A 26,438-nucleotide genomic window follows, 5' to 3' on the forward strand; every position below is an offset into this window, starting at 1 on the left:
CAGAAGGGGGTGCCAAATGTCAGGTGAAACATCCGCGACCGACGTTTCTGGCCATACCGAGGGAGCAAATATGAAACAGGAAGTTTTTCTGCCGGAGGATTACCGCCCGGCCGAAGATGAACCTTTCATGAATGAACGTCAGCTTGAATATTTCCGCCGCAAGCTGTTGGATTGGAAGAATGAGCTTTTGGCGGGCAGCCGCGATACGATCGAAGGGCTGCAGGACAACACCCGAAACATCCCGGATGTCGCAGACCGCGCGAGCGAGGAGACCGATCGCGCTCTGGAGCTGCGGACACGCGACCGCCAGCGCAAGCTGGTTGCCAAGATCGACGCAGCCCTGCGCCGGATCGAAGAAGGTGAATACGGCTACTGCGAAAAGACCGGCGATCCGATTTCGCTGAAACGCCTGGATGCACGTCCGATTGCGACCATGACGCTGGAGGCGCAAGAGCGCCACGAGCGCCGCGAAAAGGTCCATCGCGACGATTGATCGCCGGGTGAAACTGGAAAATTTCGAACGCCGGGGCCTGTGGCTCTGGCGTTTTTGCGTTATGCGGGGGGCATGAAGATCAATCGGTTGAATTTCTGTGTAATTGGTGGCGGCATCGGCGGTCTGGCGGCTGCGTTGGCGCTGCGGCAACTCGGGGCGCAGATCACCCTGCTAGAGCAAGCCCCGGCATTAACCGAGGTTGGCGCCGGTCTGCAGATCAGTGAAAACGGGTTGTGCGTGTTGCGCGCGCTTGGGGTGGCGGATCTGTCTGCGGGCCAGAAGTCGCACGGTACGATCTTGCGCGATTACCGCAAAGGCCGCGTTGTCAGCCGGCTGCCCGGTCCTTCGGCTGGCCCGACCTATTATTTTCACCGCGCCGATCTGTTGAATCTGCTGCATTCTGCGGCCCGCAAGGCCGGCGTGGATGTCCGTCTGGGGGCCAAGGTTTCCAACGTGCACAAACACCCCAACGAAGCCGAAATTCTGTTGGCGAGCGGCGAACGGCTGCGCGCCGAATGCGTCATCGCGGCCGACGGTGGCCGAAGCGCGATTCGCCCGGCTCTGAACGGGCCCGAGACACCCGAGTTCACGCACCAGGTCGCCTGGCGCGCCACCATTCCCTGGCGACCGGATTCAGGCGTGGTGACGGCATCCCTGACCATGGGGCCGGGTCGGCATGTCGTAACCTATCCTTTGCGCGATCAAAGCATGATGAACATCGTTGCGGTCGAGGAACGCTCGGACTGGAGGGAAGAGGGATGGAAGCTGAACGGCGATCCGGATGAATTGCGTGCACGTTTTTCAGGGTTCGGCGGTCCGGTAGGTGAGATTCTGTCAAAGGTCTCGGATGTGAATCTGTGGGCCCTGTTCCTGCGCCCGGTCGCAGAAAAATGGCAGAACGGTCGTTTGGCATTGCTGGGGGACGCGGCGCATCCGACCTTGCCGTTCATGGCGCAAGGCGCTTGCCTGGCGCTGGAAGATGCCTGGACGCTTGCACGATCTTTCGACGAACACTCGGGTGTCACCAGCGCGCTTGCCGCCTACGAGAAAACGCGCCGGCCAAGGGCAGAAAGCGTGGTTGCCGCTGCCGGGTCGAACGCACGCAATTTCCACTTGTCAGGCCCCGCCCGTCTGGCGGCCCAATGTGCGCTTATGGCCATCGGACGGAAATTGTCGCGCCGCTACGAATGGATCTACAGCTACGACGTCACGGCCTGAACCGCTAAATATCAAGATCGACCCAGACAGGCACGTGATCCGAAGGTTTTTCATGCCCGCGCACGGTTGCATCAATCTGGCAATCCCGCATTAGATCTGCCGCTTGTGGGGTCAGCAGAAAGTGATCGATCCGAATTCCGTCGTTCCGGTTCCAGGCCCCGGCCTGGTAGTCCCAGAATGAATAGTGCCCCGCGCTTTGGGTGGTGGCCCGGAACGCTTCGGTGAAGCCCAGATTCAGGATTTTGCGAAATGAGGCGCGGCTTTCGGGGCGGAACAATGCATCGTCGCGCCATGCTTCGGGGCGTTTGGCGTCCTCCACCTGCGGGATGATGTTGTAATCCCCCGCCATCAACGCAGGTTCTTCGGTTGCCAGCAAATCACGGGCACGGTGATAAAGCCGCTCCATCCATGCCAGTTTGTAATCGTATTTCGGGCCGGGCGCCGGATTGCCATTGGGCAGGTACAATCCACAGATCCGAAGAGCCTTTTTACCAACGACGGTGGCTTCTATCCAACGGGCCTGCTCATCCGCGTCATCGCCGGGAAGGCCGCGGGATACATCCTCGAGGGGAAGCTTCGACAAGATTGCAACGCCGTTGAAGCTTTTTTGTCCATGGGTTTCCACGTTGAACCCACGCTCTTCGAATATCTCGCGCGGGAAGTTTTCATCGACCGACTTGATCTCTTGCAACAGCACAACGTCCGGCTGCGCTTCGTCCAGCCAACGGGGCAGGGCTTCGACCCGCGCTTTGATGCCGTTGATGTTGAACGTGGCGATTTTCATGCGCGATCCTCCGAAGACTTGGTGCAACCTATCGCGCAGAACGGGCCCAACGGCAAGGCGGAGATCGTATTTGCGAGGCTCTGCCTCGCGCTCCGGGATATTTTTGGCCAGATGAAGAAACGGATTATTAACCGAATTTCTTCAAGCTGAAGTGGCGGTACAGGCGGGGACGCCGATGACAGCGCCAGGTGAAGCCCTCTGGTCTTTCGGTCAGAGGGCGGACCTCTGCTTCATCTGGCTGAAAATATCCTGGGGGTGTGGGGGCAAAGCCCCCACGGTTACATCGAAAAAGATGTGCCACAACCGCAGGAAGAGGTGGCGTTGGGGTTGTCGATTACAAATCGCGCACCGATCAGTTCCTGGGTGAAGTCGATAACCGCGTTTTCCAGGAAGGGCAGCGAAATGGCGTCGACAATGACTTTTTGCCCTTTGCCTTCAAGGACCAGATCATCTTCTTTCGGCGTATCCAAAGCGATTTCGTATTGAAACCCCGAGCAACCGCCGCCTTCCACTGCGACGCGCAGTGCCTGACCCTGATCCGCCGCGCCGATTTCTGCGAGGCGTTCAAAGGCGCGATCCGTGACTGTTGGGGGCAGATTCATGCCGGTCTCCAAAGGTTTCCTTCCGTTACGCCATACAATATAGAAAGTGCAAGGACAGGCGACAAGGACGGGCCATTTGGACAGAGCTAGTTTTGCCTCGGATCCGGACCGCACCAGGGGACGGCTCGTAGCCGAGGAGGAAAGCAGTTTCCGATCATGCTTTCAGCGCGACCGGGACAGGATCATTCACGCCAGTGCCTTTCGGCGCCTCAAACACAAGACGCAAGTTTTCGTTGAGCATGAGGGCGATAGCTACCGCACCCGCCTGACCCATTCCATCGAGGTGGCGCAGGTGGCCCGGACCATTGCCGGTGCTCTGGGCCTGAACCCAGAGCTGACCGAAGCCGTGGCCCTGGCGCATGATCTGGGGCACACGCCCTTTGGACATACCGGCGAAGACGCGTTGCACGCGTTGATGAAACCCTTTGGTGGTTTTGATCACAACGCGCAGGCCATTCGGATCGTCACAAAGCTGGAGCGCCACTATGCAGAATTCGATGGGTGCAACCTGACCTGGGAATGTCTGGAAGGAATAGCCAAGCACAATGGCCCGGTTGAGGGCGATCTGCCCTGGGCATTGGCCGAGTGCAATCAGGAATTCGATCTTGAACTGCACACCCATGCCAGCGCGGAAGCGCAAGTTGCGGCCCTTTCTGATGACATAGCGTACAACAATCACGATCTTCTGGACGGATTGCGCGCAGGCTTGTTCACGGATGACGATTTGCAGGACCTGCCGATTGTCGGGGTGTGTTACGCCGAGGTGGATGCCAGATACCCAGGGCTGGATTCCTATCGCCGGCGTCACGAAGCGCTAAGGCGGGTTTTCGGGGTCATGGTGGGGGATGTCATCAACACTTCGAACGATCTCATTGCCGTTTCTGGCGCGCAGTCCGTCGAAGAAATCCGACATCTTGGGTATCCTGTCATCCAGTTCTCGGATGAGGTTTGGGCGCAACTGCGTGAAATCCGTGCGTTTCTGTTCACACGTATGTATCGCGCACCCAGGGTGATGTCAGTGCGGGCAGAGGTGGCAAAGATCGTGGAAGATCTGTTTCCGATCTACATGAACGATCCCAGGCAAATGCCTGTGCGCTGGCACGATGACATTGAAGCTGCCAGGGACGACACAGCCTTGGCCCGCATCGTTTCCGATTACATTGCGGGCATGACCGACCGATTTGCCTTGCAGGACCATGCGCGGCTGACGGGCTGATCACTCCACGGCTATGTAAGCGATGGCCCAGACTTGCTGAGCCGCTTGTTTCGCAGACTGATCGGCGTTCTTTGTCGGTGGGAACACGATCATTGTCGGGCCATAGCCTCCGATCCCCATCGGTGCGCCATCAGCATGCGTTGCAACGATCGGTTTGTGCGTTGCGATACTGTCCCACTCGATTTCAGCCTGATACCCATCCAGCGCCATGGGAAAAGCGGTTTTCCCCTCGGCCCCCGCCAGTGTCATGACGTCTGCCAAAAGCGGGCCCGAAAACCTGTAATCCCGCTCATTGCCCGGAGGACCATAGGGGATTGTGATCTCGAACTGCTCCAGCCCGTCCAGCATGGCTGCGTCAAACCCTGCCGCGCCGTCATGCGTGACCTCCAGATAGCCCAGCAGACCGCCGTCATTCTCACCTCGCGCAGGCAGGTTTGTTTCACTGACCTTGCCGCCCAGCGTCAGCAGCACATGGCCTTTGGGCTGTGGCAGGTCGGCCAGCGCAGGCAAGGCGGTGGACAAAAGCAAGGCAAAGGACAAGGCGCGGTGCATCAACGGTCTCCGGTAGCGGCGTACAGGCCCAAGATTAGCGAGATGTTTCGCCAAACCAAGCTTAAACATTAGGCGTCCATTGACCTTGCCGGTTTGCGTGGTAAACCCCGCGACAAGCAAAAGGACATCCGAAATGAACCTGTTTTCCGAGATCCGCGGCCTTGTACTGGACGCGCTGGCGCAGATGCAGTCCGAAGGCGCATTGCCCGAGGGGCTGAGCTTTGACAACGTGGCGGTCGAGCCGCCGCGCGATGCGGCCCATGGGGACATGGCAACCAACGCCGCGATGGTGCTGGCGAAACCAGCCAGGATGAAGCCGCGCGACATTGCGGATGTTCTGGCCGGGAAACTGGCGGCGGATGACCGGATCACAAGCGCAGAAGTGGCAGGGCCCGGTTTCCTGAACCTGCGTCTTGCGCCGTCCGTTTGGCAAGGTGTGTTGGCGGCGGTTCTGGAAAACGGCACCGATTTCGGGCGCTCGACCATGGGGCAGGGTCAGAAGGTCAATGTCGAATATGTCTCGGCCAACCCGACCGGTCCGCTGCATGTCGGGCACACACGCGGCGCGGTGTTCGGGGATGCGTTGGCAAGCCTGCTGGCCTATTCGGGCCATGACGTGACCCGTGAATACTATATCAACGACGGCGGCGCGCAGGTGGATGTGCTGGCGCGGTCGGCCTACGAACGTTATCGCGAGGCCAATGGCCTCAGCCCCGAGATTGCCGAAGGGCTGTATCCCGGCGACTATCTGATCCCGATCGGCGAGGCGCTGAAAGAGAAATATGGCGACAGCCTGATCGACAAGCCGGAAAGCGAATGGCTGGAAGAGCTGCGCGAGTTTTCGACCGACGCGATGATGGACCTGATCCGCGCCGACCTGAAGGCGCTGGGCGTCGAGATGGATGTGTTCTTCTCGGAGAAATCGCTCTATGGCACGGGCCGGATCGAGGCCGCGCTGCAATCGCTGACCGAAAAGGGCCTGATCTATGAAGGCGTGCTGGAGCCGCCCAAGGGCAAAAAGCCCGAAGATTGGGAGCCGCGCGAACAGACCTTGTTCAAATCCACCGAACATGGTGATGACGTCGACCGCCCGGTCAAGAAGTCGGATGGCAGCTGGACCTATTTCGCCCCCGATATCGCCTATCACTATGACAAGGTGAGCCGTGGCTTTGACGCGTTGATCGACGTGTTCGGGGCGGATCATGGCGGCTATGTCAAGCGGATGAAGGCGGCCGTGTCGGCCTTGTCCGATGGCAATGTGCCGCTGGATATCAAGCTGACGCAGTTGGTGAAACTGTGGAAAAATGGCGAACCGTTCAAGATGTCGAAACGGGCCGGGAACTTTGTCACCCTGCGGGATGTGGTCGATCAGGTTGGTCCCGACGTGACCCGTTTCGTGATGCTGACCCGCAAGAACGACGCGCCGCTGGATTTCGATTTCGACAAGGTATTGGAACAGAGCCGCGAGAACCCCGTGTTCTACGTTCAATACGCCCATGCCCGGGTGATGAGCGTGCTGCGCCGTGCCGCCGAGGCGGGGATCGACGCCACCGACGACACCTTGCGAGGGGCCGATCTGGCGTCGCTGGACCACCCCGCCGAACTGACGGTTGCCAAGAAGCTGGCGGAATGGCCACGCCTGGTCGAGATCGCTGCGCGGACCAACGAACCGCACCGCGTCGCCTTCTATCTGTATGAACTTGCAGGGGATTTTCACGCTCTGTGGAACAAGGGCAATGATGAAACCCAGTTGCGTTTCATTCAGGATGGCGATGTTGCCACAAGCCAGTCGAAAATTGCGCTGGCCAGGGCCGTTTCTGTTGTGATTTCAGCGGGCTTGGGTATTCTTGGCGTCACCCCGGCGCAGGAGATGCGGTAACAAATATCGCCCGAACCGCCGGTACGAGGTAGGCAAGAAATGACCCGCGCGCCTTATTTTCGGGCGCGAAGCGGGCAGTGAGGCGGACATGGCGAGTTACGATTTCTCGGGGCACCAAAGCCCCGGGCAGAATGATTACCCGAATCAAGCGCATTTCGAGGATGCGTATGACTATCCCGACGAGATGCAGGATTACGACGCGCCGCGCGGCGCGTTCGGACTGGGGCGGGCGGTCAATTTCCTGGGGGCTGTCGCATCGTTGGCACTGGTCGCCGGCGTCGGTATCTGGGGATACAAGCTTGTCATGCGGGATGTCAGCGGCGTGCCGGTCGTGCGTGCGGCCGAAGGGCCGATGCGGGTGCAGCCCGAAAACCCGGGCGGAACACCGGCCGATCATCAGGGCTTGGCCGTCAATGCCGTGGCCGCCAAGGGCAGTGCTGCCGCCCCGGCGGATCGTCTGATCCTTGCGCCGCGGCCGGTCTCGTTGACGGATGAAGACGTACCTGCCGCTGATCTGAAGCCGACACCAGCGCTGCATGTCGTGGAAAAGCCGATTTCAACCCAGGAAGCCGCCCGAATGCGCCAGAACGCAGTGGATGCGCTGGTTGCGGAATTGGCTGGTGAAGCAGCCAAAACGCAGCAAAACGCTGAGGATGGCGTGCAGGTGGCATCGCTGACCACCCCCGAGGAAGAACCCGCAATTGACCCGGCCGATTTCGCAGCCGCCTTGCCGGACCCGGCCATTGCCGCGCTGCCGGGCGTGCGCCGGTCCTTGCGCCCCTTGACCCGCCCGGCACGCGCCTCACGCAGCCGGGTGTCGCCAAGTGAGAATTCCGAAGACGCTATCAATGCTGCGGTGAAGGCTGCGGTTGGGTTGGATGTTGATCCTGATACGCTGGCGAAAGGCACGCGTCTGGCGCAGCTTGGGGCCTATGACAGCGTTCAGGTTGCCCAAACGGAATGGGATCGCCTGAACGGGAAGTTCAGCGAATATATGGCCGGAAAACAGCGTGTTATCCAGAAGACCTCAAGCGGTGGGCGCACCTTTTACCGCCTGCGCGTGCTGGGCTTTGAAGACCTGAGCGACTCGCGCCAGTTTTGTGCCGCGCTTGTTGCGCAAGGGGCTGATTGTATCCCGGTGGCCGTCAGGTGAAGTACGGTGCCGCGATCACCGATGCAGAGGGCCTGCGCCTGACGCAAAAGGAAAAAGACTTGTTTCGGCAAATGAACCCGTTCGGGTTCATTCTTTTTGCCCGCAACATCGACCACGCGGATCAGGTGCGCGCCTTGTGTGATGATTTCCGCGAGGCTGTCGGGCGCAATTGCCCGATCACCATCGATCAGGAAGGCGGCCGCGTGCAGCGCCTGCGGGCGCCGCTGGCCCGCGAATGGCTGCCTCCGTTGGATCACGTGGCCAATGCCGCCGAGCAGGCCGAGCGCGCCATGTATCTGAGGTACCGCCTGATTGCCGATGAATTGTTTGGTCTGGGCATCGACAGCAACTGTGCGCCCATGGTGGATGTCGCGCGTCCCGAGACGCACAAGTTTCTGAAGAACCGCTGTTATGACGCTGATCCTGAACGCGTTTCCAGAATTGGCAAAGCCGTGGCGCAGGGTCATCTGGATGGCGGTGTGTTGCCGGTGCTCAAACACATTCCGGGCCATGGACGCGCCACGTTGGACAGCCACCATGACTTGCCGCATGTGGATCTGCCCCTGGATGAGCTTGAGCGCAGCGATTTCGTGCCGTTCCGGGCCTTGAACGACCTGCCGATGGGGATGACTGCGCATTTGGTCTATGACCGGATTGACCCGCAACCTGCCACCATCTCGGCAACCATGATGGATGTGATCCGCGACAGGATTGGCTTCGGCGGGCTGATCATGACCGATGACATCGGGATGAAGGCGCTCAGCGGAACGCCCGCTGAGGTGTCGCGGCAAGCCATAAGCGCGGGCTGTGACGTCGTTCTACACTGCAACGGAAGCTTTGCCGAGCGCGCCGAGGTGCTGGAAGCTGCCGGGGAAATGTCCGATGTGGCACAAGCCCGCGCAGAACGGGCGCTGGCGATGCGCAAAGCTCCGCAGGAACTTGACATCCCTGCCGCCGAGGCGGAACTATCTGCCCTAATGGGCGGGCAGGTATATGAACGATAATCTTTTCAGCGAAGACCCTGTCTCGGTCGCAGATCGTCTTGCGGCCGAAGCGCTGATCGTTGATGTCGATGGGTTCGAAGGCCCGCTGGACGTTCTTCTGACCCTGTCGCGCACGCAGAAGGTCGACCTTCGGAAAATCTCGGTTCTGGCGCTGGCGCAGCAATACCTTGCCTTTGTCGAAAAGGCGCGGGCGCTGCGGATCGAACTGGCCGCCGACTATCTGGTGATGGCGGCCTGGCTGGCCTTTTTGAAATCCCGCCTGCTGTTGCCGCCAGATCCGGATGACGAAGGACCATCGGGTGAGGAACTGGCCGCACATCTGGCGTTTCAATTGGAACGTTTGCAGGCGATGCGCGATGCGGCTGCGCGGTTGATGGCGCGCGATCAGCTGGGACGGGATTTCTTCAAACGCGGGCAGGGCGAAGATATCACCCGGATCCGCACCGTCACCTATTCCGCCACGCTGCTGGATCTGATGCAGGGCTATGCCCGCATCCGCACCCGTGATGAATTCCGCCCGTTTGTGATGGACCGCGATTCGGTATTCACCATGGAACAGGCACTGGAACGGATGCGCCCGCTGATCGGGTTTGCCGGGACATGGACCGACATGGAAACTTACCTGCCCGACGGCTGGGATTCCGACCCGGTACGGCGCAGGTCGGCAACGGCGGCGACCTTTGCGGCCTCGTTGGAACTGGTGAAAGAAGGACATATGGAAATCAAGCAGAGCGAGACATTCGCTCCGATCCAATTGCGCAAGAGGACCGAAACACGTGACTGATGCCCCTGAAGAGACCGGTACGCTGTTCGAGGCGCCTCCGCTGGCAGAGCAGGAGCGTATGGTCGAAGCCGTTCTGTTCGCCAGCGCCGAGCCGGTGACGATTGCGGATCTTGAGGCGCGGATGCCCCATGGCAGCGACGCGGCGCAAGCGGTTGAATTGCTTCAGAAACGGTATGAGGGGCGTGGCGTGCGCGTTGTGCGTGTAGGGGATGCCTGGGCCATCCGCACGGCCCCTGATCTGGGCTTTCTGATGCAGAAGGAAACGGTCGAGACGCGCAAGCTCAGCCGCGCTGCGATCGAAACTCTGGCCATCGTGGCCTATCACCAACCCTGCACACGGGCCGAGATCGAGGAAATCCGGGGCGTGTCGGTCTCGCGCGGGACCATCGATCAGTTGCTTGAGATGGAGTGGATCAAGCTGGGCCGCCGCCGCATGACGCCGGGTCGTCCGGTGACGTTTGTGGTGACGCCTGAGTTTCTGGATCATTTTGGCCTGGAGAACGCGCGCGACCTGCCAGGCCTGAAAGAACTGCGCGCCGCGGGATTGTTGGAGAATCGGCCTCCTCCGGGTGCGATCCCCTTGGGCGAAGGGCGCGAGGACGAAGTTGATGAAGACCAGAGCGAGTTGTTCGAAGAAGATTGATCGAACAGCCCTTTTGTTGCCGCATAAAGCGTCTATCTTTGTGCGTGCGGACACGGAGTTGAGCGATGAATGCAAACCGGATCATCGACATGATTGTGCGCCAGGTCATGCGCCGTCTGGTCAACAAAGGTGTGAACAAGGGTATCGATCTGGCCAGCCGAAAGGGCGGCGGATCCGGCACATCGAATGGGCCCGGAAAAACCAGTGCACCGCGACATGCGCAGAACCTCAGGCACGCACAGCGCGTGACCCGTCAAATGCGCCGGTTCATGAAGTTCTAGGGGTCAGCTTGCGGCTTTGAAGTGCTTTGACAGTTTCAGGCCCTGACCCTGATAGTTCGAGGCAATGCCCGCACCATAAAGCTGCGTCGGCATTTCAGCCATTTTCTCATAGACCAGACGCCCGACGACCTGTCCGTGTTCCAGCACGAATGGCGCTTCGTGGCAGCGCACCTCAAGCACGCCACGGGAACCGGCCCCTCCGGCAGCGGCATGGCCAAAACCGGGATCGAAGAACCCTGCATAGTGCACTCTGAACTCACCAACCATCGCCAGATAGGGCGCCATTTCAGCCGCGAACATCGGTGGTATGTGCACCGCCTCGCGGCTGACAAGGATATAGAACGCGCCGGGGTCCAGGATGATGCAACCATCTTTGGTGCGCACCTCTTCCCAATAGTCTTGCGGATCGTATTCACCGATTCGATCCAGATCGATCACCCCGGTATGAGGTTTGGCGCGATAGCCCACCAGATCGGTCTCGGGCAGTTGCAGGTCGACCGAAAAGCCCAGACCGTCCTGAATGACGGCAGGTCCGTCCACAAGCGGAGATTCGGTATGCAAGGACCTCAGTTCCGCATCGGACAATACGGCCTGACCCTGGCGGAAACGAATCTGATTCAGACGCATCCCGGGACGAACCAGAACCGAGAACGAGCGCGGGCAGATTTCGGCATAAAGTGGGCCTGTGTAACCTGCGGGCACGCGGTCGAACTCGGTGCCGCCATCAGTGATCGTCCGCGTCAGAAGGTCCAGCCGCCCGGTCGAGCTTTTGGCGTTGGCCACGGCGCTCATGCTGTCGGGCAGGGCAAGCGATTCCATCAGGGGCACCAGATAGACGCAGCCCTTTTCCAGAACCGCGCCATCCGAGATATCGATGCGGTGCATCTCAAACTCGGTCAAGCGATCCGTGACAGTCCGGCCTTCGCCCGCAAGAAACGAGGCGCGTACACGGTAAGCCACTGTTCCCAGTCGTAAATCAAGGCTGGCAGGTTGAATCTGGGCAGGCAGAACCTCTGGGTCGGCGGTGATCTCACCGCGCGCGATCATCGCCTCTAGCTGTTGGTTTGGGCAAACACCTGTCATCTCGATCCCCCCTGGTGCCAGAGCGGGATCTGGCCTGTATGCCATAAACGTCGGTGTAATTTGGTCGGGCTAGCAGGACTCGAACCTGCGACCTTCCGTCCCCCAGACGGACGCGCTACCAGGCTGCGCCATAGCCCGACGTTGGGGTGTTCATAAAGATTTTCCCGGCAGGGGCAAGAGGAAATCAATGCCTTTTGTCCTAACCCGTCGCCTGTGTTTCAACCCGGTCCAGCCAGCGGCGCAGATCTTTTGCAATCGGTGCGATGCGCCGCAGCAGGTCGTCATCAAAATCTGTCTGTTTCCACGCAAGCGACGCGATTCCACCCATCAAGGGCGCGGCATCCAGTTCGGGCTCTGGCTCCGGCTGTGACGCGTCAGAGGCGCGTGCGTTTGTCTGCGCATCGTCCTTACCGGTTGGCTGGATCGGGTCGCGCAGATCCATGCGAACCTGTTCCGTGGCGGCGGCGGGCTTTGGTTCGAACGGCACCACGGTGTCCTGGGCAGGCGCAATCGGGGCTGGGCCGGGATCGTCCAGGGAAGGGGACAGCGCCGCGACATGTGCGACGCCTTGTTCGCGCAGGATACGCTGGACACCTTTGATCGTGATTCCGTCTTCGTGGAGCAGTTTTTTGATCCCGCCCAAAAGACGCATATCATTTGGGCGATAATATCTGCGCCCACCTGCGCGTTTGACGGGCTTTACCTGCGTGAACCGGCTTTCCCAGAAACGCAAAACATGAGCCTGAACACCGAGCCAGTCCGCAACTTCGCTTATGGTGCGAAAGGCATCGGGGGACTTACTCATAACCTGGACGTCCTGAACTTACTTGCGGTTCCCGGCTGCGACGCGATCTTTCATCAGATGCGACGGGCGGAAAGTCAGCACACGGCGCGGCTGAATCGGGACTTCTTCGCCGGTTTTGGGGTTGCGACCGACACGGGCGGTCTTGTCGCGAACACTGAATGTGCCGAAAGACGAGATCTTCACCTGTTCACCACGCACCAAGGCGTCGGACATGTGGTTCAGAACGCTTTCAACCAGCTGCGCACTTTCGTTTCGTGACAGACCTACTTCACGAAAGACGGCTTCGCTCAGGTCCATTCGAGTCAGTGTTTTGTCGCCCATGCTAATTCCCCTGTTGCTATTGAAGCATATGGGTATGGCAAATTCGCTGTCAATATCAATGAATTGCGGGCGGCTGTGTAAGCCGGTTTGCGCCGGTTACCAGCGCAGAACCACTGCGCCCCAGGCCAGACCGCCGCCAATGGCTTCGGTCACGATCAGATCACCCGGCTTGATCTGTCCGCGCTGCTTGCCCACGGACAGGGCCAATGGGATGGATGCGGCCGAGGTGTTTCCGTGATCCTGAACGGTCACAACCACGTTTTCCATCGGCAGGTTCATTTTTTTGGCGGTGCCCTGAATGATGCGGATGTTGGCCTGATGCGGCACGATCCAATCCACGTCGGAATTGCCCAGCCCCGCTCGTTCCAACGCTGTTTCCGCTGTTTTTGTAAGCTTTTCAACGGCATGGCGGAAAACCTGATTGCCCTGCATACGCAGATGCCCGGTGGATTGTGTCGAAACGCCGCCATCGACATAGAGAAGATCCTTGTAGCGCCCGTCCGAATTCAGGTCGGTTGCCAGAATACCGCGGTCCTCGGCGGTGCCTTTGCCCTCTTGGGCCTCCAGCACCACTGCACCGGCGCCATCGCCGAAAAGAACGCAGGTGGACCGATCGGTCCAATCCATGATCCGTGAGAAAGTCTCGGCCCCGATCACCAGCACGCGTTTGGCCTGACCTGAAACAATCAACGCATTTGCGTTGGACAGTGCAAAAACGAATCCGGCGCAAACAGCCTGCACGTCAAAGGCAAAACCCTTGGTCATGCCCAGCCGTGCCTGAACCATGGTGGCGGCCGAAGGAAAGGTCAGATCCGCCGTTGAAGTCGCCAGTACGATTGCGTCAATATCATCCGCCGTCAGGCCTGCGTCGGCCAGCGCAGCTTGGGCGGCATTGGTGGCCAGATCGGATGTCGTCTCGTCCTCGGCTGCAAAATGGCGGCGTTCGATCCCCGAGCGGGTCTTTATCCATTCGTCGGTTGTGTCCAGGGTTTTTTCAAACTCGGAATTGGGGACAACGCGCTCAGGCAAATAATGCCCGACACCTACTACAACTGAACGGCCTGCCATTTTCCGGTACTGCCTTTTTTGTTATTTATCTGTTTGCGGCGCTGATTGCGCGGCATCTTGTGCAAGCTGGGCAGTGGATGCAACCCGCGCAGCCAATTTTTCGGAAAAGCCGGACTGCGCCAAAGTGAAGGCCAGTTTGATTGCAGCTGACACGCCTGTCGCGTCAGCGCCGCCGTGGGATTTCACCACGGTGCCGTTCAGCCCCAGAAACACACCACCATTCACGCGTCGCGGGTCGATCCGTTTCTTCAAACGGTTCAGCGACGTGATAGCCAGAATCGAGGCCAATCGGGATAGCGGGGAGTATTTGAACGCTTGCCGCAGCAGGTCGCCGATCAGGCTTGCCGTACCTTCGCCGGTCTTGATCGCGACGTTGCCGGTAAAGCCATCGGTTACAATGACATCCGCCTTGTCACCGGGGATGTCGCTGCCTTCGACGAAACCCACGAAATCGAAATTCGCCTGTTCCGCGAAGCCCGCGATCATCAAGTGCGCTTCTTTCAGTTCGGCGCGTCCCTTGTGTTCTTCAGTTCCGACATTCAGCAGCCCGATCCGAGGGCGGTTCAGGGCCAAACCGTTGCGCGCGTAAGAGGCGCCCATCAGGGCGTATTGCAGCAAGTCCTTGGCGTCGGCGCGCACATCTGCGCCGACATCCAGCATCACGTTGAACCCCTGAGGGTTGCGCGAGGGCCACAGTATCGCGATGGCCGGTCGGTTCACGCCCGGCAGTTTGCGCAGGCGCATCATCGACAGGGCCATCAGCGCACCGGTATTGCCGCAGGACACCGCGCCATGGGCTTCGCCCTGGCGTACCGCTTCCAGCGTGGACCACATCGAGGTCTCTTTGCCGTTGCGCACGACCTGACTGGGTTTGTCCTCCATCGTGACCACGCCCGAGCAATCACGAAAAACGACGCGCCCCTCAAGGACACGCCGTTTGGTGACAAGCTTGCGCAATACCTGTTCGGGCCCGTGCAGCAAGAACCTGATGTTCGGGTTCTTGTCGGCCGATTTCGCAAGACCGGCAACAACGACAGAGGGACCTGCGTCCCCACCCATAGCGTCGACCGAGATGGTTATCCGTCCGGCGTGCGTGGGCTGTTCAGTCATGCCTTGGTCTGCGCTCGATCAGGCTTAGGCTGCGTCTTCGTCCAGATCGATTTCATCGGCCTGAGCGACGACTTCGCGATCATCATAGTGGCCGCAGGATGCGCAAACGTGGTGCGGGCGCTTCAGCTCGCCGCAGTTCGGGCATTCGTTCGGGTTTGCAGCAACCAGAGCGTCGTGTGCGCGGCGGTTGTTGCGACGCGACTTGGAAACTTTGTTCTGTTGGACGGCCATGGTCTCAACCTTTGTCTGACTGGGGGTCGCAGATTCGCTGCCGACCCGGGTTTCGTAGTTCGTTTATCGTGGTTTGACGCGCGTTTAGGCGACGGGCCCCGCAATGTCCAACCATAAATCCGATGAGCGCGCGAAAATACTGCGATTCTCGGTATGTTCAAGCGATTTTTCTGACCGCCTGCTATGACAGGAAATCTGCGTTCTGTCACTCGTCTTTTTTGAGCGTATCGCGCAATCCTGCCAATCCGGCGAAAGGTTTGGCGTCTTCGTCGGTCATCGCCTGTTTTCCGGGTTCGGTATAGTCTGCCTGACCCAGTTCCGCACCCTCCTTGCGCGGGTATTGTGGCAGGGCCAGCGACAGCGCCTCGACCATCACCAATGCGGGGTCGATTTCCGGGCCCAAGGGCTCGGATTCGTCATCCTGCGGAATTTCGAACTCGGGTTCATCGGGGTCGGTCCAATCGGCCAGAAAGGTGCGATGCACGGGAATGTCGATCCGGGTCGTGACCGGCTCAAGCGTCACGACACAGGGTTGGATCACGGTTGCACCGAGTTTGCCGTTGAGAACCCAGTCGCGCTTGCCCTGTGCGCGAAGCTCGCCGGAAAAGCTGAGTTTGCGCAGCCCCAGCAGCCCCAGATCTTGCCTGATCTCATCCAATTCGGCGCTTGCGGGGCGCAGTTCAAAGGGTGTCGGGGCGTTCTGGGGCAGGTCAGCCACCCGAAATGATGTAAGGTTGCCCATTCGTGAGCCTTTCTATGTGTTGAACCGTGGCAGCGGTTTCTGTAATCGGATAGAAGCCGCAAGAGGCCAAGGCAAGAGGGTGTGCATGTTGAAGGTAGTGAACCGGTTGAAACCAGCGACGAAATCGCTTGTGTTTGTTGCCTGTCTGGCTGCGGCCGGGGCCTGTACGCCGATCTACAAGAATCACGGCTATGTGCCTCCGGCCGAGGAACTGGCCGAAATCAAAGTGGGCGTGGATACGCGCGACAGCGTGGAAGAAGCCATCGGCGCACCGGGTGCGTCCGGGGTTGTGCGGGATACGGGCTATTACTATGTCCGCTCGCGGGTCCGCCATTACGGCCCGAAACGGCCCGAAGTGGTGGCGCGCGAACTGGTCGCCATCAGCTTTGATCAGCGTGGAGTGGTCAGAAACATCGAGCGTTTTGGCTTGGAAGACGGCATCGTGATTCCGCTGGAACGCCGTGTGACCGATTCCAACGTTCAGGACAAAGGCTTCCTGCGTCAGCTGTTGGGCAATATCGGCAACTTCAACCCGGCCAATATTCCTGGCGCCAACTGATCGCGGCGGAACCTTGCGTTGGTCACAAGGCGGTCACATGTCTTGTGTTAACGGTGTCGTGCCGACACTCGTGGGTCGGCACCCATGGAGGACGCGACCGTGGCGGCGGCAGTTATGTTAAGCAAGGGGCGCTATCGCGCCCGTATGGCGGAATCGGCCGAGGATATCAGGGCCGCACAAAGCCTGCGGACATTGGCATTCGGCACCCGGCAACCGGACATTGACGCTTTTGACGCGCAATGCAGCCATGTCCTGGTTGAAGATATGCGATCCGCCGGGCAGTTGGTCTGCTGCTTTCGGATGCTGACAATGGAACATGGCGGTGAAATCGGACGCAGCTATTCAGCAAAGTTCTACGACCTGAGCTCGTTGGCAGGGTTCAGTGGCCGCATGGTCGAGATGGGCAGGTTTTGCGTTCATCCGGGCCTGAACGATCCTGACATTCTGCGTGTCGCCTGGGGTGCAATGACGTCCTATGTCGATCAACACAATGTTCAGATGCTGTTTGGATGTTCGTCCTTTGCCGGGACCGAAACCGGGCGATACCTTGATGCCTTTGCGATGCTCAAACATCGCCACCTGGCCCCGAAACGGTGGTTGCCGCGGGTCAAGGCTCCGGACGTGTTCCGCTTTGCCGCACGTCTGCGGCGCCGGCCGGATGCGAAAAAGGCCATGTCGCGCATGCCGCCCCTGTTGCGAACCTATCTGATGATGGGGGGGTGGGTGAGTGATCACGCGGTTGTGGATCGTCACATGAACACGTTGCATGTGTTTACCGGGCTTGAAATCGGGGCGATCCCGCCGGCCCGAAGACGCCTGTTTCGGGCATTGGCCGTTTAAGGTGAGTATTTCCGAAAAGGTGAAAACAGGGCGTTGACGCAGTGTGGCCGCCGGTTTAGCTGGCGGGCATGGCGAGAATTCCTTTGTTGCAGATGTCCGGCATATCCCTGACTTTCGGGGGCGAACCGGTGTTTTCCGAACTGGATCTGGTGGTACAGCCCGGTGACCGCGTGGCGCTGGTTGGGCGCAACGGGTCGGGCAAATCCACGCTGATGAAAGTGATGGCCGGCCTGGTCGAGGCTGACCGCGGTGAAATTGTCGTGCCGCCCGGAAAATCCGTGGGCTATATGGAGCAGGACCCGACGATGGAGGGCTTTGCCACCCTGGGCGACTATGCGTCGAGCGGTTTGGAGCCGGGGGAGCTCTACAAGGTTGAACGGGCGGGTGCGGGGCTGAAATTCGATCCTGCGCGCGCCGTTGAGACTGCTTCGGGCGGTGAAAGGCGGCGGGCGGCATTGGCCAAGCTGATGGCCGAGGCACCGGACCTGATGCTGCTGGACGAACCGACCAACCATCTGGATATCGAAGCCATCGCGTGGCTGGAGCGCGAGCTTGGCTCGACACGTGCAGCGTTTGTGCTGATCTCGCACGACCGGGCCTTTTTACGGGCACTGACGCGGGCGACACTTTGGATTGATCGGGGCGCTGTCCGACGGCAGGAGCAAGGTTTTGACGCGTTCGAAGCTTGGCGGGACAAGATCTGGGAAGAAGAAGACCAGCAGCGTCACAAGCTGAACCGTCTGATCAAGTCCGAGGCCAAATGGGCGGTTGAGGGCATTAGCGCCCGACGCAAACGCAATCAGGGCCGGGTGCGGGCCCTACAGGCGCTGCGGGCCGAAAAGGCGGCACAGATCAAGCGTCAGGGTTCCGCTGCGATGACGCTGGAGGCCGGGCCAAAATCGGGCCGCAAGGTGATCGAGGCCAAAGGGCTGGCCAAAGGGTTCGGCGACAAGCAGATCGTTCGGAATTTTGATCTGCTGGTGCAGCGCGGTGATCGTGTGGCCTTTGTCGGGCCGAACGGGGTCGGCAAGACGACCTTGCTGAAGATGCTTCTTGGGCAGGTGGAGCCGGACGAAGGCTCGGTGTCACTGGGTACCAATCTTGAGGTTGCGGTGTTCGATCAGACCCGTGCGCAACTGGACCCCGAGATGAGCTTGTGGGACAGCCTGACCGGCGACCCGGATATGCGGGTTTCCGGCAAGGCCGATCAGGTGATGGTTGGGGGGCAGCCCAAACATGTCGTGGGCTATCTCAAGGAATTCCTGTTTGACGAGCGGCAGGCAAGGGCGGCTGTCAAATCCTTGTCGGGTGGGGAAAAGGCTCGGTTGCTGCTGGCCAAGTTGATGGCGAAATCTTCCAATCTTCTGGTGCTGGACGAACCGACCAACGATCTGGATGTCGAAACGCTGGATCTATTGCAGGAACTGCTGGACGACTACGATGGAACGGTTCTGCTGGTCAGCCACGACCGGGATTTTCTGGACCGCGTTGCAACGACGACCATCGCGATGGAAGGCAACGGGCGGGCGACCGTCTATGCCGGCGGCTGGTCCGACTATATTGCGCAGCGGGGCGAAGTTTCCGAGAAAAAAGACATCAAGACAAAGCTTTCCAAGCCGAAGGTGAAGCAGGAAGCAAAAGCCAGATCGGGATTATCCTTTTCCGAGAAGCACCGTCTGGAAAAGCTGCCGGCCGAGATTGAACGGCTGGAGGCCGAGATTGCAAAGCTCGAAGAATTGATGTCCGACCCCGAGCTGTTTACCCGCGAGCCGGTCAAGTTCCAGAAAGCGTCCGAGGCGCTTGTCGAACGGCAAGACAAGTTGTCGGCGGCCGAAGAGGAATGGCTGACACTGGAAGAGAAAGCCCAGGCTGAGTAGACGCCAACTGCGCGCGCCTTATCAGGCGGCGTTTAAAAGTTGCTGAAAGCCGAGTTTCGCCTGCTGCTTCGGTTTTGCTGGGGATCGGGCCAGCCGATCAGCGCCATTTCGTTCAGCTTGATTCGGCTGCGACCCCGTCGATCGTTTTCATGCAAGTGGCGAGATGAAGCGCGTTCAAATGCGTCTGCGACGGTTCGCGGCTGTTCCAAATTGCATGGAAGGCAACGACACCGGGATATGTCGCAACCACATGCGGGTCGTTTTGTGTGCATTCTTCTTCGGCGTAGGCGATGTCTCTTTCGAGTTCGGCGCAGTCGAAATCCACCTTGCCCGGGCGCCCCTCCTTGGGGACACGTTGACCCGGCGCGGCCTGATCAAAAAAAACAGGCGCTACGCCCCGCGAACAAGGCCCTGGTGGGTTGGCGGAAGAGCAGGGTTATCGGCGGGCGCGTATCGGCCGGGCAGGGTTGCCAACCACGGTCTCGCCGGCGGGAACGTCTTTTGTCACCACGCTGCCCGCTCCGATGATGGCATGGTTGCCGATCGTAACGCCCGGCATGATGATCGCGGCCCCGCCGATCCAGACGTTGTCGCCGACCCTGACAGGGTGGGCAACTTCGAGGCCCTGAGCGCGCAAGGCAGGATCTTTCGCGTGTTCGGCGCAATAGATCTGCACCGCAGGTCCAAGCATCGTGTCATTCCCAATCGTCACCGGCGCGGTGTCGAGCACGACACAGCCTGCGTTGAAAAACACGCGGTCTCCCAACGACAGGTTTATTCCGTAGGCACAGTGAAACGGAGCCTCGAGAAAGCTATCCTGACCAAAGCCCGCGAACAGGGCTGCCAGTTCCGGCGCGATGGCCCCACGGGCATCCGGCGGGCATGTGTTATGGGCATGAACGGCCCGGCGCGCTTCGGCGCGAAGCGCATCCAATTCCGGGTCAAGGCAGCAATACCATTCACCCGCTTCCATTTTCTGCCGCTCGGTCATGAGCCCCGGTTTAGCGCATACGCAGGGCACCGTCGATGCGGATGACCTCACCGTTCAGATAGCCCATCTCGACGATAAAGCCGGCCAGTCGTCCGTATTCCTGCGGATCGCCAAGGCGGGCAGGGTTCGGGACGTCGGCGGCAAGCTGTTGTTGCACCTCTTCGGGCAGGCCCGCCAGCATCGGGGTCATGAAAATGCCCGGCGCGATGGTCATGACGCGAATGCCGGTCGAGGCCAGGTCGCGGGCCATCGGCAGCGTCATGCCCACGACGCCGCCCTTCGAGGCCGCATAGGCCGCCTGACCCTTTTGCCCGTCATACGCAGCGATCGAGGCGGTGTTGATGATCACCCCGCGTGCCCCATCTGGTTCGGGTTCATTCTTTGCCATTTCGGCAGCGGCCAGCCGGGACACGTTGAAGGTGCCAACCAGATTGATGTCGATCGTACGCTGGAAAGCATCCAGAGGGTGAGGGCCATCCTTGCCGACGGTCTTGATACCATAGGCGATACCGGCGCAATTCACCGTGGCCGTGATCTTGCCCATCTTGTCCATGCCGTGGCGCACGGCTGCGGCCACCGACTCTTGGTCGGTTACATCCGTTTGCGCGAAATGCCCGCCAATCTCGGCGGCGACCTGTGCGCCACGATCCGCATCACGATCCAGAATGGTGACCTGCGCGCCTTCCGAGGCGAAGTGGCGTGCCGTGGCTTCGCCAAGACCGGATGCGCCTCCGGTAATGAGGGCGGCAGTGGTGGACAGGTGCATGGTGAACTCCTCCCAAGGATATGAACACTTGTTCAATAACTGCATTTTGGGGCCAGAGTCCACATATTTGAGAAGGCAGGAACTTGGTTGGCGGGTAGGGTCCTTGGCCCCGATTTTTCGGCCGATCCTCAACAATACTTAATGCCGACTTCACGAAAACGCGCCTGTTCGTGAGCGAAGAACTCGGCGCCTTTGTGTGTTTTTCCGTCAGGAGGATCTGTTATGGTAATAAGTACGAAACACATACTGGGTGCAGTTGTCGCTGTGCCCGTTTTTGGAATGGTGATGGTTGGCGATGCCGCTGCCGCACCGGAAACCTGCAACTGGAAAACGGCTCGGACTCTTGCCAACGCGGGGGACTATGCCGGGTTGTGCGATTGTGTGCAAGTAACCCCGAGTTTTCTGGACAGGCTTCAAAAGCGTGCCGACTTTGAAACAACTTTGACTGTAACCGGAGCGCAATGCCCGGGGCTGGCCGCGTTGCTGACGGATTTGCCGACGGCAAACCTGTCTGGTTCGGCGGAAAACCGGGGTGAAAGCCGCGGATCTGAACCCGGTGGGTCTGGATTCGCCGATGCTGGTGGAGCTGTCGGAGGCGGTGAAAGTGGCCCCAGCGGCGCGTCTGAAGAAAGCGATAACAATGGAGGTGGCCAGTCCGGCGGTGGAGGAAGCGAATCCGGCGGTGGCGGTAGTGAAACCGGTGGCGGTGAAACTGGCGCTGGAGGTGAATCCGGCGGTGGCGGTGAAACTGGCGGTGGTGGTGAGTCCGGCGGTGGTGAGTCCGGTGGCGGTGGTGAATCCGGCGACGGAGGTGAATCTGGCGGCGGCGGTGAACCCGGCGGCGGCGGTGAAGGCAAAGGCGAAGGCGAAGGTAAAGGCGGCAAGGGCAAAGGTGGTGGCAAGGGCAACAACGGCCATGGCAATGGCGGTGAAGGCAGCAGCCCGGGCCGCGGTCATAACGCCAACAATGACGAAAGTGGCGACCGGCCCGGTCGTGGCGGCGGAAAAGAACGCAGATAAGCACGGCTTACCGAATGAAAAGCGGCCACCCGTTTGGGTGGCCGTTTCGATTTCGTGTCTTTCAGCCTTGCCGGGTCAGCCCAGTTGAACCAGCGCGTGGCGCTTTTTGCCTGCGCTCAGTTTTGTAGGTTTCTTCAACTCTGACACGGAGACAAACGGGAAGTCTGTGTTTACTGCAACATCATTTACCAGAGCGCCCTTTTCTGAGATCAAGCGTTTAGCGTCCTTTCCGGACTTAGCGAGCTTGGCTTCAACAAATAGGGTGGCGGCAGAGCAGTACATTTCTTCGTTACCTTTGCCCAATGCGACTCCGGGCATAAGTTTCAATGAACTCGTTTCGAGTATAAACGATGGCAAATCGTCCCCAACTCCGCCCTTTTCAAAGACCTCGCGTGCAGTGGCCTCGGCGTTTGCCGCCGCTTCGGCCCCGTGCAGCAGGGTGGTTACCTCATTGGCAAGACGGATCTTAGCCTCGTTGATCTCTGAACCCTCAAGCGCTGCAAGACGGTCGCATTCGTCGACCGGCAGTTCCGTGAAGATTTTCAGGAACCGGCCAACATCTGCGTCTGTGGTGTTGCGCCAGAACTGCCAGAACTCGTAGGCGCTCAGCATGTCGCCGTTCAGCCAGACCGCGCCGCCTTGCGACTTGCCCATCTTGCGGCCATCGCTGGTGGTCAGCAGGGGGGTGGTCAGGCCATAGATCTCGTGATCCAGCACGCGGCGGGTCAGGTCGATCCCGTTGACGATATTGCCCCACTGGTCTGAACCACCCATCTGCAGAACGCAGCCATAGCGGCGGTTCAGCTCGAGGAAGTCATAGGCCTGCAGGATCATGTAGTTGAACTCGAGGAAGCTCAGCGATTGCTCGCGATCCAGCCGAGATTTCACGGACTCAAATGACAGCATCCGGTTGACCGAGAAATGCCGCCCGATATCGCGCAGGAAATCGAGGTAGTTCAGGCTGTCCAGCCATTCGGCATTGTTCAGCATCAGCGCGCCGGTTTCGCTGTCATCATAGGACAGGTACTTGGCGAAGACCTGCTTCATGCCCGCAATATTGGCGTCGATCTGTTCAGGGCCCAGCAGGGGGCGTTCATCCGATCGGAACGAAGGATCACCCACCTTGGTGGTACCACCGCCCATCAGCGTGATCGGTTTGTGGCCGGTCTTTTGCAGCCAGCGCAGTACCATGATGTTCATCAAATGACCCACATGCAGCGACTGCGCCGTGGCGTCATAGCCGATATACGCTGTTTGCACCCCACTGATCAGCGCGTCGTCAAGGCCCTGATAATCGGTGCAGTCGGCGAGAAAGCCGCGCTCGATCATCGTGGCGATGAAATCCGATTTGGGGTGGTAGGTCATATCGTGCCCTTTGGGTTAATGTTGCGGGGCACTGTATAGGCGGCAGCGCGTGGGAGGAAAAGCCACCTTTTCACCTCGGGCGCGGGGTGTGGTCGAGGGTGTCGATCCAGACACGCGCGCTGAGAAAAAAATTGCCGGGCCGGTCCGGAACGCTTGCCTTTGCGCCCCAACAGAAGGCACGTTGACCGGGCTGCAACCCAAAGGTGAAATCCCGGACCCGGAGGCGGCGAATGACACAGCCAATTCAGGAGGCAGGCTTGGGCCAGACCATCGCGAAACACGGAAAGCTCCGGGCTTTGGGCGCAATGTCCGGCACTTCGATGGACGGGGTTGATGCCGCGGTGGTGGAAACCGACGGGCATTTGATTTACGGGTTTGGGCAAAGCGGATACCGCGCGTATTCGGATGCGGAACGCGACGTGTTGCGCGCCGCGCTGGGCCAGTGGCATGGTCCCCAGGTCGATGCGGCGGCAGAGATGGTGACAATCGCCCATGCCGAAGCACTGTCCGAGTTCGAGGATGTGGATCTGATCGGCTTTCACGGACAGACGCTGGCGCATGAGCCGCGCGGACGCGGGACCTTGCAGGTCGGTGACGGGCTGGGGCTGGCGCAGGCCCTCGGGCGCCCGGTGGTCTGGGATTTCCGCAGCGACGATGTGGCGATGGGGGGCGAGGGGGCTCCGCTTGCGCCATTCTTTCATTTCGCCTGTGCCAAATGGTTCGGCGCAGACCGGCCGCTGTGTTTCCTGAACCTGGGCGGGGTCGGCAACCTGACCTATGTGGACCCGGCGTTCGAGGGCCCCGAAGCGCCCGGTGCGTTGCTGGCCTTTGATACAGGCCCGGCCAATGCGCCGGTCGATGATCTGATGCAGGCCCGGCTGGGGCTTCCGATGGACCGCGACGGGGCGCTTGCGCGCGATGGAACGGTGGAAATGGGCGCGCTGGAGCTGTTTCTGGCCGAGCCGTATTTTTCTCGCATGCCGCCGAAATCTTTGGACCGGAACGATTTTTCGGAAATGATCGGTTTGGTCAAGGAACTGGATGACGCTGACGCGGTGGCGACCCTGACCGGTATGTGCGCCGCAGCTGTAGTGCAGGGGATGGAGCATTGTCCGAAACCTCCGTCTTGTGTGTTGGTCACCGGGGGCGGCAGACGCAACCCGGTGCTGATGGAGATGTTGCGCGTGTCGCTGGATTGCCCGGTCGAACCGGTTGAGGCGGTGGGGCTGGACGGCGACATGCTTGAGGCGCAGGCGTTTGCCTATCTGGCGGTGCGTGTCGCGCGGGGGCTGCCGACCTCTTGTCCCGGAACCACCGGCGTCAAGGCGCTTGTCGGTGGCGGGGTCGTCAGTACGGTGTCGATGGACCCGGTCGGATAACCCGATCCGGAAAACAGTTCAAAAAAACAACTCTTTGTGCGACGATTGCCCGGACCGATGGATCAGGGGCATGGCAGTATGGCGACCAAGGCAGAGCTTGAGGCCGAGTTGGAGAAGTTGCGGAAGCGGAATGCGACGTTGGAGGCGCAGGCCGAAAAGGAATCGGGTTCCGATGATCCGCCTGAGGGCGCCAAATCGTCGGATGAAATCCGGCAGCTGCTGGAAGACCACGGGATCGACCTGAGCCAGGTTCAGTCCTTGGGACATGACGTTGTCGAGGAGTTCGGTCGGCTTCAGAAAGACTATCCGATCACGGCGTTGCTGATTGCGTTTTCGCTGGGGTACGTCGTCGGGCGCGCGCAGGGCTAGGAGGCGGGTTATGAGCAGACTGAGCAAGAACCTGGTTACGATCTATCGGACCGAACGTTTGATTGCACGCCGCCGTCTTGGGGTGGTTCAGCAACAGACCATACTGATGGGCATCGCGGGCATCGCGGCATTGTCGGCGGTGGTGCTTTTGAATGTCTCTTTTTTCTTGGCGCTTCAGAGCGCGATGTCACCAGCATCGGCGGCGGCGCTGTTGGCCTTTGGAAACATCGTTTTCGCCGGGCTTATTGTGCTGATTGCAAGACGCCGAAATATCGACGACGAAGTCGCACCGGCCGTCGAGGTGCGCGATATGGCCATAGCGGATATTGAAGACGAATTGGAGGAGATGACCGCAGAGGCCAAAGAGGTCGTGCAGGCGGTCAAGAGCATTGGATCGAACCCTTTGGGATCGGCAGCGACGCTGCTGGTACCGCTGATCAATTTGTTGATCAAAAGCCGAAGCGACAAATAGAGACGCAACCCGAAGGTTCATCGACACACCGGAGCGCCCTTGCGGCGGGCCGTGTCAAAATGGAAATGCCCGACGTGATGGCGGTCGGCGTCCGGGCCAAGCACGGTTCCGAATATGCCGCAGGCGCCTTCGTGCAACTCTCTCAAAACAGTGCCCTGCGCGTTGTTCCATCCGTCCCGGACCGTGATCTGTGTTCCGTCCTGTAGAACGAAGGTCGATATGTCGATCGCCTTTCCGCGCGCGTGTTCCGAGATGCGTGAGCGCGGCTGGTTGTTCTGGGTCTTGCAGGCATAGTGGCCAACGATCCGCATCCCCTTCAGCCCGCCGCCCATATCGGCAAAGGCTGGCTTGGCCGTGTTTTCGATCCACGTTTTCAGCGTGACCGCTGTCTGGCAGTCCATCAATGAGAACTGGCTGAGAGCGATATCTGATATTTTGTAAACCCGAACCGGGTTCGTGATCCCGCATCCGCGGGCCTTTCCGGCGACGGGCTTGCGAGTTTCACCCAGAATTGTCCAGTCGCCGCACACGGCGCCCCGTTCCTGCATTCGTTCACGGCCCACTTCGAATTTCCGAAACTTGCAGGGTCGCAGGGCAGGACGCCTGGAAACCAGCACCGCAGGTTCGGCTGTCACCATCGGGTCAGCATCTTCAGCCGTTTCTTCCCCGTTCAGTTCTGGCGCAGTCAGATCGGATGCAAGACGGGCCTCGGCGCAAGCGGGCTCTGCGCTGGCGAATGCTGCGCTTTGACACAAGAACAAGACAGTCAGCAGGACCTGCTTCATACTCACTCGTTACTCCGTCGCCTGTGGCTGCGTGTACAGAATGATC

The 26,438-nt window shown here is 59.9% G+C and carries 30 protein-coding genes and 1 tRNA gene; 16 read left to right on the forward strand and 15 right to left on the reverse strand.

Going from position 1 to position 26,438, the window contains the following annotated elements; translation table 11 throughout:
- The first annotated feature begins 70 nt into the window (after nt 1-70).
- On the forward strand, nt 71-493 hold the full coding sequence (dksA, locus tag I9184_RS03610) for an RNA polymerase-binding protein DksA (protein ID WP_171167736.1): 423 nt from the start codon (nt 71-73) through the stop codon (nt 491-493).
- A 72-nt stretch (nt 494-565) separates the two neighbouring features.
- A complete protein-coding gene (locus tag I9184_RS03615) occupies nt 566-1,711 on the forward strand; it encodes an FAD-dependent monooxygenase (RefSeq protein WP_209832835.1) in 1,146 nt (381 codons plus the stop codon).
- A 4-nt stretch (nt 1,712-1,715) separates the two neighbouring features.
- Here I9184_RS03615 and xth read toward each other — a convergent pair whose 3' ends face one another.
- Both xth and I9184_RS03625 read right to left on the reverse strand, forming a co-directional pair.
- Nucleotides 1,716-2,495, reverse strand: coding sequence for an exodeoxyribonuclease III (xth, locus tag I9184_RS03620; RefSeq protein WP_209832837.1), 780 nt, complete (start codon nt 2,493-2,495; stop codon nt 1,716-1,718).
- Between the two features lie 278 nt (nt 2,496-2,773).
- Complete coding sequence (locus I9184_RS03625; protein WP_152458245.1) at nt 2,774-3,097, reverse strand: iron-sulfur cluster assembly accessory protein; 324 nt, start codon at nt 3,095-3,097, stop codon at nt 2,774-2,776.
- 76 nt (nt 3,098-3,173) lie between these two features.
- Between I9184_RS03625 and I9184_RS03630 the strand changes: the two genes are divergently transcribed.
- Nucleotides 3,174-4,313, forward strand: a complete 1,140-nt coding sequence (locus I9184_RS03630; protein WP_171631863.1) for a deoxyguanosinetriphosphate triphosphohydrolase — start codon at nt 3,174-3,176, stop codon at nt 4,311-4,313.
- Here I9184_RS03630 and I9184_RS03635 read toward each other — a convergent pair whose 3' ends face one another.
- Nucleotides 4,314-4,865, reverse strand: coding sequence for a hypothetical protein (locus I9184_RS03635; protein WP_209832840.1), 552 nt, complete (start codon nt 4,863-4,865; stop codon nt 4,314-4,316). It lies immediately after the preceding gene.
- Nucleotides 4,866-4,998: 133 nt separating this feature from the next.
- Between I9184_RS03635 and argS the strand changes: the two genes are divergently transcribed.
- From argS to I9184_RS03665, 6 genes are all read left to right on the forward strand, one after another.
- Nucleotides 4,999-6,744 (forward strand): arginine--tRNA ligase, encoded by a 1,746-nt coding sequence (gene argS, locus I9184_RS03640; RefSeq protein WP_209832842.1) that lies wholly within the window; start codon nt 4,999-5,001, stop codon nt 6,742-6,744.
- Between the two features lie 88 nt (nt 6,745-6,832).
- Nucleotides 6,833-7,897 carry an SPOR domain-containing protein gene (locus I9184_RS03645; protein ID WP_209832844.1) on the forward strand — a complete coding sequence of 355 codons (1,065 nt, stop codon included), beginning with the start codon at nt 6,833-6,835 and terminating at the stop codon, nt 7,895-7,897.
- Complete coding sequence (nagZ, locus tag I9184_RS03650) at nt 7,894-8,901, forward strand: beta-N-acetylhexosaminidase (RefSeq protein ID WP_209832846.1); 1,008 nt, start codon at nt 7,894-7,896, stop codon at nt 8,899-8,901. The genes I9184_RS03645 and nagZ overlap by 4 nt, the downstream gene beginning before the upstream one ends.
- Entirely contained in the window at nt 8,891-9,685 is a 795-nt protein-coding gene (locus tag I9184_RS03655) for a ScpA family protein (RefSeq protein ID WP_171204907.1), read from the forward strand. The genes nagZ and I9184_RS03655 overlap by 11 nt, the downstream gene beginning before the upstream one ends.
- The gene (scpB, locus tag I9184_RS03660; protein ID WP_171631878.1) at nt 9,678-10,328 is read left to right on the forward strand and encodes an SMC-Scp complex subunit ScpB; all 651 of its coding nucleotides are present in this window, start codon (nt 9,678-9,680) and stop codon (nt 10,326-10,328) included. Before I9184_RS03655 ends, scpB begins: the two co-directional genes overlap by 8 nt.
- Before the next feature lie 65 nt (nt 10,329-10,393).
- Complete coding sequence (locus tag I9184_RS03665; RefSeq protein ID WP_171723108.1) at nt 10,394-10,609, forward strand: hypothetical protein; 216 nt, start codon at nt 10,394-10,396, stop codon at nt 10,607-10,609.
- Nucleotides 10,610-10,612: 3 nt separating this feature from the next.
- On the opposite strand, the gene I9184_RS03670 is transcribed toward I9184_RS03665, so the two are convergent.
- The 8 genes from I9184_RS03670 to I9184_RS03705 form a co-directional block, all read right to left on the reverse strand.
- Nucleotides 10,613-11,692 (reverse strand): 2'-deoxycytidine 5'-triphosphate deaminase, encoded by a 1,080-nt coding sequence (locus I9184_RS03670; protein ID WP_171631884.1) that lies wholly within the window; start codon nt 11,690-11,692, stop codon nt 10,613-10,615.
- A 61-nt stretch (nt 11,693-11,753) separates the two neighbouring features.
- Nucleotides 11,754-11,830: transfer RNA gene (locus I9184_RS03675), tRNA-Pro, on the reverse strand.
- 61 nt (nt 11,831-11,891) lie between these two features.
- Entirely contained in the window at nt 11,892-12,497 is a 606-nt protein-coding gene (locus I9184_RS03680; RefSeq protein ID WP_209832848.1) for a MerR family transcriptional regulator, read from the reverse strand.
- An 18-nt stretch (nt 12,498-12,515) separates the two neighbouring features.
- Nucleotides 12,516-12,818, reverse strand: coding sequence for an integration host factor subunit alpha (gene ihfA, locus I9184_RS03685; protein ID WP_152458234.1), 303 nt, complete (start codon nt 12,816-12,818; stop codon nt 12,516-12,518).
- A 96-nt stretch (nt 12,819-12,914) separates the two neighbouring features.
- Nucleotides 12,915-13,886 carry a beta-ketoacyl-ACP synthase III gene (locus tag I9184_RS03690; protein WP_171723111.1) on the reverse strand — a complete coding sequence of 324 codons (972 nt, stop codon included), beginning with the start codon at nt 13,884-13,886 and terminating at the stop codon, nt 12,915-12,917.
- Nucleotides 13,887-13,907: 21 nt separating this feature from the next.
- Complete coding sequence (plsX, locus tag I9184_RS03695; RefSeq protein WP_209832850.1) at nt 13,908-14,996, reverse strand: phosphate acyltransferase PlsX; 1,089 nt, start codon at nt 14,994-14,996, stop codon at nt 13,908-13,910.
- Nucleotides 14,997-15,020: 24 nt separating this feature from the next.
- On the reverse strand, nt 15,021-15,227 hold the full coding sequence (gene rpmF, locus I9184_RS03700) for a 50S ribosomal protein L32 (RefSeq protein WP_008756996.1): 207 nt from the start codon (nt 15,225-15,227) through the stop codon (nt 15,021-15,023).
- 205 nt (nt 15,228-15,432) lie between these two features.
- Nucleotides 15,433-15,969, reverse strand: coding sequence for a DUF177 domain-containing protein (locus I9184_RS03705; protein WP_209832852.1), 537 nt, complete (start codon nt 15,967-15,969; stop codon nt 15,433-15,435).
- A gap of 85 nt (nt 15,970-16,054) precedes the next feature.
- Here I9184_RS03705 and bamE point away from each other — a divergent pair, with 85 nt between their 5' ends.
- The 3 genes from bamE to I9184_RS03720 all read left to right on the forward strand — a co-directional run bounded on the left by bamE (nt 16,055) and on the right by I9184_RS03720 (nt 19,245).
- Nucleotides 16,055-16,528: an outer membrane protein assembly factor BamE gene (bamE, locus tag I9184_RS03710; RefSeq protein WP_171631898.1), complete on the forward strand. Its 474-nt coding sequence runs from the start codon at nt 16,055-16,057 to the stop codon at nt 16,526-16,528.
- 84 nt (nt 16,529-16,612) lie between these two features.
- Nucleotides 16,613-17,368: a GNAT family N-acyltransferase gene (locus I9184_RS03715; protein ID WP_209832855.1), complete on the forward strand. Its 756-nt coding sequence runs from the start codon at nt 16,613-16,615 to the stop codon at nt 17,366-17,368.
- 68 nt (nt 17,369-17,436) lie between these two features.
- A complete protein-coding gene (locus I9184_RS03720; RefSeq protein ID WP_245217968.1) occupies nt 17,437-19,245 on the forward strand; it encodes an ATP-binding cassette domain-containing protein in 1,809 nt (602 codons plus the stop codon).
- Between the two features lie 436 nt (nt 19,246-19,681).
- Here the strand turns inward: I9184_RS03720 and I9184_RS03725 are convergent, their stop codons facing one another.
- Both I9184_RS03725 and I9184_RS03730 read right to left on the reverse strand, forming a co-directional pair.
- Nucleotides 19,682-20,236, reverse strand: coding sequence for a sugar O-acetyltransferase (locus tag I9184_RS03725; RefSeq protein ID WP_171631903.1), 555 nt, complete (start codon nt 20,234-20,236; stop codon nt 19,682-19,684).
- 10 nt (nt 20,237-20,246) lie between these two features.
- Complete coding sequence (locus I9184_RS03730; RefSeq protein WP_209832857.1) at nt 20,247-21,002, reverse strand: 3-hydroxyacyl-CoA dehydrogenase; 756 nt, start codon at nt 21,000-21,002, stop codon at nt 20,247-20,249.
- Between the two features lie 222 nt (nt 21,003-21,224).
- On the opposite strand from I9184_RS03730, the gene I9184_RS03735 reads away from it, so the two are divergent.
- Nucleotides 21,225-22,022: a hypothetical protein gene (locus I9184_RS03735; RefSeq protein WP_209832859.1), complete on the forward strand. Its 798-nt coding sequence runs from the start codon at nt 21,225-21,227 to the stop codon at nt 22,020-22,022.
- A gap of 75 nt (nt 22,023-22,097) precedes the next feature.
- On the opposite strand, the gene tyrS is transcribed toward I9184_RS03735, so the two are convergent.
- On the reverse strand, nt 22,098-23,387 hold the full coding sequence (gene tyrS, locus I9184_RS03740; protein ID WP_209832861.1) for a tyrosine--tRNA ligase: 1,290 nt from the start codon (nt 23,385-23,387) through the stop codon (nt 22,098-22,100).
- A 230-nt stretch (nt 23,388-23,617) separates the two neighbouring features.
- Here tyrS and I9184_RS03745 point away from each other — a divergent pair, with 230 nt between their 5' ends.
- The 3 genes from I9184_RS03745 to I9184_RS03755 all read left to right on the forward strand — a co-directional run bounded on the left by I9184_RS03745 (nt 23,618) and on the right by I9184_RS03755 (nt 25,607).
- Nucleotides 23,618-24,766, forward strand: a complete 1,149-nt coding sequence (locus tag I9184_RS03745; protein WP_209832863.1) for an anhydro-N-acetylmuramic acid kinase — start codon at nt 23,618-23,620, stop codon at nt 24,764-24,766.
- A 78-nt stretch (nt 24,767-24,844) separates the two neighbouring features.
- Nucleotides 24,845-25,135 carry a hypothetical protein gene (locus I9184_RS03750; RefSeq protein ID WP_171631916.1) on the forward strand — a complete coding sequence of 97 codons (291 nt, stop codon included), beginning with the start codon at nt 24,845-24,847 and terminating at the stop codon, nt 25,133-25,135.
- A gap of 10 nt (nt 25,136-25,145) precedes the next feature.
- Nucleotides 25,146-25,607: a hypothetical protein gene (locus tag I9184_RS03755; protein ID WP_171723120.1), complete on the forward strand. Its 462-nt coding sequence runs from the start codon at nt 25,146-25,148 to the stop codon at nt 25,605-25,607.
- A gap of 17 nt (nt 25,608-25,624) precedes the next feature.
- On the opposite strand, the gene I9184_RS03760 is transcribed toward I9184_RS03755, so the two are convergent.
- Entirely contained in the window at nt 25,625-26,392 is a 768-nt protein-coding gene (locus tag I9184_RS03760; RefSeq protein WP_245218025.1) for an extensin family protein, read from the reverse strand.
- Nucleotides 26,393-26,438 lie beyond the last annotated feature (46 nt).

The sequence above is a fragment of the Ruegeria sp. HKCCE3926 genome (assembly GCF_017872515.1).
Taxonomy (GTDB): Bacteria; Pseudomonadota; Alphaproteobacteria; order Rhodobacterales; family Rhodobacteraceae; genus Ruegeria.

Coding starts and splice junctions, on each gene's coding strand:
- I9184_RS03625 (WP_152458245.1), bottom strand. CDS start 3,097: ATGAATCTGCCCCCAACAGTCACGGATCGCGCCTTTGAACGCCTCGCA.
- I9184_RS03760 (WP_245218025.1), bottom strand. CDS start 26,392: ATGAAGCAGGTCCTGCTGACTGTCTTGTTCTTGTGTCAAAGCGCAGCA.
- I9184_RS03645 (WP_209832844.1), top strand. CDS start 6,833: ATGGCGAGTTACGATTTCTCGGGGCACCAAAGCCCCGGGCAGAATGAT.
- xth (WP_209832837.1), bottom strand. CDS start 2,495: ATGAAAATCGCCACGTTCAACATCAACGGCATCAAAGCGCGGGTCGAA.
- I9184_RS03705 (WP_209832852.1), bottom strand. CDS start 15,969: ATGGGCAACCTTACATCATTTCGGGTGGCTGACCTGCCCCAGAACGCC.
- I9184_RS03680 (WP_209832848.1), bottom strand. CDS start 12,497: ATGAGTAAGTCCCCCGATGCCTTTCGCACCATAAGCGAAGTTGCGGAC.
- bamE (WP_171631898.1), top strand. CDS start 16,055: ATGTTGAAGGTAGTGAACCGGTTGAAACCAGCGACGAAATCGCTTGTG.
- I9184_RS03690 (WP_171723111.1), bottom strand. CDS start 13,886: ATGGCAGGCCGTTCAGTTGTAGTAGGTGTCGGGCATTATTTGCCTGAG.
- I9184_RS03720 (WP_245217968.1), top strand. CDS start 17,437: ATGGCGAGAATTCCTTTGTTGCAGATGTCCGGCATATCCCTGACTTTC.
- I9184_RS03725 (WP_171631903.1), bottom strand. CDS start 20,236: ATGACCGAGCGGCAGAAAATGGAAGCGGGTGAATGGTATTGCTGCCTT.
- argS (WP_209832842.1), top strand. CDS start 4,999: ATGAACCTGTTTTCCGAGATCCGCGGCCTTGTACTGGACGCGCTGGCG.
- I9184_RS03755 (WP_171723120.1), top strand. CDS start 25,146: ATGAGCAGACTGAGCAAGAACCTGGTTACGATCTATCGGACCGAACGT.
- dksA (WP_171167736.1), top strand. CDS start 71: ATGAAACAGGAAGTTTTTCTGCCGGAGGATTACCGCCCGGCCGAAGAT.
- I9184_RS03745 (WP_209832863.1), top strand. CDS start 23,618: ATGACACAGCCAATTCAGGAGGCAGGCTTGGGCCAGACCATCGCGAAA.
- I9184_RS03615 (WP_209832835.1), top strand. CDS start 566: ATGAAGATCAATCGGTTGAATTTCTGTGTAATTGGTGGCGGCATCGGC.
- ihfA (WP_152458234.1), bottom strand. CDS start 12,818: ATGGGCGACAAAACACTGACTCGAATGGACCTGAGCGAAGCCGTCTTT.
- I9184_RS03735 (WP_209832859.1), top strand. CDS start 21,225: ATGGTAATAAGTACGAAACACATACTGGGTGCAGTTGTCGCTGTGCCC.
- I9184_RS03730 (WP_209832857.1), bottom strand. CDS start 21,002: ATGCACCTGTCCACCACTGCCGCCCTCATTACCGGAGGCGCATCCGGT.
- I9184_RS03655 (WP_171204907.1), top strand. CDS start 8,891: ATGAACGATAATCTTTTCAGCGAAGACCCTGTCTCGGTCGCAGATCGT.
- tyrS (WP_209832861.1), bottom strand. CDS start 23,387: ATGACCTACCACCCCAAATCGGATTTCATCGCCACGATGATCGAGCGC.
- plsX (WP_209832850.1), bottom strand. CDS start 14,996: ATGACTGAACAGCCCACGCACGCCGGACGGATAACCATCTCGGTCGAC.
- I9184_RS03665 (WP_171723108.1), top strand. CDS start 10,394: ATGAATGCAAACCGGATCATCGACATGATTGTGCGCCAGGTCATGCGC.
- I9184_RS03750 (WP_171631916.1), top strand. CDS start 24,845: ATGGCGACCAAGGCAGAGCTTGAGGCCGAGTTGGAGAAGTTGCGGAAG.
- I9184_RS03670 (WP_171631884.1), bottom strand. CDS start 11,692: ATGACAGGTGTTTGCCCAAACCAACAGCTAGAGGCGATGATCGCGCGC.
- rpmF (WP_008756996.1), bottom strand. CDS start 15,227: ATGGCCGTCCAACAGAACAAAGTTTCCAAGTCGCGTCGCAACAACCGC.
- I9184_RS03635 (WP_209832840.1), bottom strand. CDS start 4,865: ATGCACCGCGCCTTGTCCTTTGCCTTGCTTTTGTCCACCGCCTTGCCT.
- I9184_RS03715 (WP_209832855.1), top strand. CDS start 16,613: ATGGAGGACGCGACCGTGGCGGCGGCAGTTATGTTAAGCAAGGGGCGC.